Annotated in this window: 7 protein-coding genes; all 7 read left to right on the forward strand. The window is 46.3% G+C overall.

Features of this window, described 5'->3' with window-relative positions; genetic code table 11:
- The coding region (locus tag BJR36_RS20505; protein ID WP_169823802.1) for a hypothetical protein at window positions 1–270 on the forward strand (270 nt) is incomplete at its 5' end.
- Between the two features lie 46 nt (window positions 271–316).
- Window positions 317–448: a hypothetical protein gene (locus tag BJR36_RS20950; RefSeq protein WP_278276606.1), complete on the forward strand. Its 132-nt coding sequence runs from the start codon at window positions 317–319 to the stop codon at window positions 446–448.
- A gap of 321 nt (window positions 449–769) precedes the next feature.
- Complete coding sequence (locus tag BJR36_RS20510; RefSeq protein WP_169823803.1) at window positions 770–940, forward strand: hypothetical protein; 171 nt, start codon at window positions 770–772, stop codon at window positions 938–940.
- A 76-nt stretch (window positions 941–1,016) separates the two neighbouring features.
- The gene (locus BJR36_RS19675) at window positions 1,017–2,066 is read left to right on the forward strand and encodes an ATPase, T2SS/T4P/T4SS family (protein WP_091237131.1); all 1,050 of its coding nucleotides are present in this window, start codon (window positions 1,017–1,019) and stop codon (window positions 2,064–2,066) included.
- Complete coding sequence (locus tag BJR36_RS19680; protein ID WP_091237132.1) at window positions 2,063–3,547, forward strand: hypothetical protein; 1,485 nt, start codon at window positions 2,063–2,065, stop codon at window positions 3,545–3,547. The genes BJR36_RS19675 and BJR36_RS19680 overlap by 4 nt, the downstream gene beginning before the upstream one ends.
- Before the next feature lie 11 nt (window positions 3,548–3,558).
- Window positions 3,559–3,900, forward strand: coding sequence for a hypothetical protein (locus BJR36_RS19685; protein ID WP_091237133.1), 342 nt, complete (start codon window positions 3,559–3,561; stop codon window positions 3,898–3,900).
- A 126-nt stretch (window positions 3,901–4,026) separates the two neighbouring features.
- The gene (locus BJR36_RS20515; protein WP_169823804.1) at window positions 4,027–4,188 is read left to right on the forward strand and encodes a hypothetical protein; all 162 of its coding nucleotides are present in this window, start codon (window positions 4,027–4,029) and stop codon (window positions 4,186–4,188) included.
- Window positions 4,189–4,245 lie beyond the last annotated feature (57 nt).

Genomic DNA, 4,245 nt, shown 5'->3' on the forward strand with positions numbered 1-4,245 from the left:
GAGGAAAACATTACAATCAGCGGTGCGGAAAGAAAGGCAGCCAGAAAGGGATTTGTTACCAGAGCGGAGTTCGATGAAATGAAAGAAAGACTGAGGCAGGACGTCATGACAGAAGCCAGGAATGAAGTGATTCGTCTTCTTGGAGGGATGCTGGCAGGAAGCCGTTCGGGCGGGGTGAATGCATTGCCACAGCCAGAAAAAGCAGGCCAGGCTGAAGAGGAAGTATTCGAAGACAAGATAATGTCAGAACTGGCGGGAAGCTGGTCATAGAAGGGAGGATTTACTTATGAGAGCCATATGGAGCGGTATATAATTTGTGTTAAAAGGAATTGCATGGATTGCGCTGAGTGTCCTGAAGTTAGCTCTGGAGGGAGCAAAGATAATGCTGCTCCTGTTCGGACTTGTATTGAGGATCTTTCTGGTATTTGCAAAAGCAGGCACGCCCTGAGAGGAGGTGGATCTTATGCTTATCGGTTTTTGGAATTATTGTGCAAACCGTAGATTTGTAAGATATTTTTTCAGACTGCAAAAACAGATGATTAGATAGAAGGAGAAGGAACATGCATTTGATACGGGACAAACCACTGGTTGTCTCCGTGTAACCGAAAAAAAGTCAACGACTTCCCAACTGTATAGTGGATAGGTTTCTTACGGAATACAACCAGGCCTATCCCTTGCAGAAGGAGTGGATAGGTATTGTAAACAGCTTGAAAGACAGCTGTTTTTTTGTTGCTTAAAAAACATATAAAGAAAGAATGAGGTAGAGAGAATGAAAGAGATATTTGAACAGTATGGATCAGTAATTATTGCAGCAGTGGCAATCAGTGCTTTGGTAGCCATTATCGTAATGCTTTTAGCGACAGATGGAGTGGTGGCAGACTCCTTCAAGAACCTGATTGACAGTTTCTTCAACAGGGCAGCCGGTACGATTACCATCTAATCGGGCTAGCCGGTTAGTTTTTGAAATGAATCATCACACAGAGAGGGGATCAAGTCCCCTCTTGGAAAGGAGAAGTATGGAACGAAGTACAAGGTGGGAATTGGTGCCCGCTCATTTTGGGCCTTTTTGGCCATTTGTGGAAGATGATGAAATCACGGATATCGATTTCAACGGCAGAGACCTTTGGATATCCAATACTGCAAACGAAAGAATCAGAGTGGAGGGCCATGGCATTACCAGGGAATTCATTGAGAAGTTCAGCCATTATATCGCCAACAACGTAAGCAGGGCATTCAACAAGGTGGAAAACCTGTTGGAGGCAGATACGGATACCCTTCGGATCAGCATCGTTCATGAATCGTCCGCTATTTCAGGAAGGTCGGTATGTATCAGAAAGACGCTTCCGACCGTCCGGATGACAAGGGAGAGCATGATGAAGGATGGATACTGCAGCAGGGACATCCTGGAGCTGCTTACGAACTGCGTAAAGGCACGCATGAATTTTGTGTTCTGCGGCGAGCCTGGGGTGGGGAAGACCGAAGGGATAAAGTTCTTTTCTCAGTATATCCCAGCGTATGAAAGGGTCATTACGATCGAGGATACGCCGGAGCTTCATTACCGCGAGATTAATCCGGAGAAGGACTGTGTGGAGCTGATGGTATCAGAAGGATTCGGCTATACGAAGGCAATTAAGACCAGTCTCCGCCAGAATCCGAAGTGGCTTATGCTATCGGAAGCCCGTTCGGTAGAGGTGAAATATCTGCTGGAGAGTTTTTCGACGGGAATCAGGGGATTTACGACTATTCATACGGATGATGCGAGGAAGATACCTGACCGGATATTGAACATGCTTGAGAGCAGGACGGATGCAGACAGAATGGAGAATGATATCTATATGTTCATTGATGTGGGGGTACTGATCCGCAAGAAGCAGATGGAGGATGGGAAGATTCGCAGATATATGGACCAGGTATGCTTCTTTTACCGGGACGGGGGCAGGAACGGCGCATTTCCGGTGGTACTGAATGGGAATATTGTAGAAAAGGGTCTTCCGGCAGCCGTGATGGAGAAGTTTGAACGGATGGGGATAGATCCATTCGAGTATGAAGGAGGAAACAGAGGATGAAGAAAAAGAGCGGACTCAGATTCCTTAGATATCGGAATCTTACACAGGAGTTAGCGAAGTACGGATATGAATATACGCTGAAAAGGGCGCTTGCCGCTTATGGAATGATTGTGCTGATGGCAGTTGTTTTCGGACTGCTTTATAAGCTGGAAATTCCCTATATTGCTGCAATCGGAAGCATCGGAGCAGCGTTTTTCCCAATGGTCATTTTGCAGACCATGAAAGGAAGATACCATACCACCATGTTTTCACTGGCGAATAATTATATGGAGCAGTTCCTGTATTCCTTTAAGCGGAATGGTACTGTTCTGAATGCACTGCTGGAAACAGCAGCAATTTTTGACGAGGGGATGCTTCATGAGACATTAGAGAAAGCCATCGGGCATATCCAGTATGCAACCGACAGCGAAGATCCGGAAAGGGAAGCGCTGGATTTGCTAGGCGAGTTCTTTTGCTGTGAAAGAATTGATGCCATCCACTCTTTTGTAATCGGAGCACAACGGCGGGGAGGAGATGCAGGTGGAAGCATAGCCCTGCTTGCAAAAAACAGAGCCATGTGGGCAGACAGGGTATCGAATCTTCAGAAGGAATATCAGATTGTAAAGAGGAACATTGTGATTGCATTGGCAGCAACGCTCCTGATCTGCATTTTGCCGCTTTATCTGCTGGGTGGAGAGCTGGATATCAGTTCCGTTCCGCTGTGCCAGATTTCGGCGGTCCTGCTGATCGGATTCTGCATGCTGATTTATGTGAAGGCGGATAAGAAGCTCTGCAGAAGCTGGATCGAGAGGGAAGCGGACAGTACCGGAATCGGAAAGAAATACATTCAGGTCAGAGACTATGATGAAGCAAGGGAAGCAAAGATTAGCCGGAGGATGGCTGTCATTCCTGCAGTCCTGTTTATCGGCGGTTTTGTCCATTTCAAGATGTTTGCAATTCTGGTAGCTGGAATTGTAGTCGTGCTGTTCTTTTTGAATCAGCACAAGATTGGCCATAACCTTGCCAGGAAAAAGGTGGAAAGGGAGATTGAAAAGCAGTTTCCAGCTTGGCTCATGGAAGTGGCGCTATTGTTGCAGACAGACAATGTACAGATGGCAATCCGTAAATCCATGGACAGTGCCCCGGAAGTACTTGTATATGCATTGGAAAATCTCGTCAATCAGTTGGAGGAAGATCCAAATTCCATCGAGCCTTATCACAGGTTTTTGAAAGAATATCGGAATCCGGATGTGCAGTCAGCCATGAAGATGCTGTATGCACTTTCCAGTGGAAATGCGGGAGATGTGACCAGGCAGGTGGAGGAGCTGATTGACCGGAACAACGCCATGATGGATAAGTCAGAGAGGCTTGAGCAGGAGGACAAGATAGCCGGAATGAAGATATACATCTTGTTGCCGTCATTACTGGCATCCCTCAAGCTGATAGTGGATATGGCGCTGCTACTGGTGGTATTCCTTCAAAACCTGACTTTTGGAATGTAGGGGGTATAATGATGAGCACGACGATTAAGACATATGTAGGCATTTTCATCCTCATGCTATCAGTATTTTCCATGGCGGGAGTGATGTCAGCCTGTATCGACGCCAACAATGCCAGGGATTTTCATGCCGCGGTAATGGCTGAAGTGGAAGACTCCAACTTTGCGCCAAGCGTCATCCAGGCGTGCAAGGTGCAGGCAGAAAAATCAGGGTATGAATTGCTGGTTGACAGCAACAGCGTAGTCAGGGATGAAGACGGAAAGCCGACCTTGATGGAAGTGATTTTAAGATATGAATACCGGATCGATTTTTTAGGTGTCGTAAGTACCCAGCAGATCCGTGGATTCGCAAGATAGGAGGAGAGGCTGTGAAGATGATTATGGAGCAGTTTGGAAGCAGCATCATTTATGCCATTGCAGGCTGCGGCATGGCGGCAATACTGATTGGATTTTTAAAGGCAGTCAGCAGTTAGGAGGACGAAGATGTGGGAAATTATTGAAGAATATGGAGTGTTTGTAACAGAAGCCATCGGCGGGATCCTATTCCTTGGGATTCTTGAATCATTCTTCCTGGGTTCGTCAATGAGCGCAATGCTGCAGAAATTTAGGCTCAATCACAAATTTTGTGGGATAAAGGATTTCTGACATAAGTCTTCCTGCTGATATCAAACAGTTTAAGGAAGAAGTATTCATCATCACGAT

It is taken from the genome of Anaerobium acetethylicum (assembly GCF_900096945.1).
GTDB lineage: Bacteria > Bacillota > Clostridia > Lachnospirales > Lachnospiraceae > Anaerobium > Anaerobium acetethylicum.

Excerpts from the sequence above, each read along its gene's own strand:
- BJR36_RS19680 (WP_091237132.1), top strand. The coding sequence starts at position 2,063 with ATGAAGAAAAAGAGCGGACTCAGATTCCTTAGATATCGGAATCTTACA.
- BJR36_RS20510 (WP_169823803.1), top strand. The coding sequence starts at position 770 with ATGAAAGAGATATTTGAACAGTATGGATCAGTAATTATTGCAGCAGTG.
- BJR36_RS19675 (WP_091237131.1), top strand. The coding sequence starts at position 1,017 with ATGGAACGAAGTACAAGGTGGGAATTGGTGCCCGCTCATTTTGGGCCT.
- BJR36_RS19685 (WP_091237133.1), top strand. The coding sequence starts at position 3,559 with ATGAGCACGACGATTAAGACATATGTAGGCATTTTCATCCTCATGCTA.
- BJR36_RS20515 (WP_169823804.1), top strand. The coding sequence starts at position 4,027 with ATGTGGGAAATTATTGAAGAATATGGAGTGTTTGTAACAGAAGCCATC.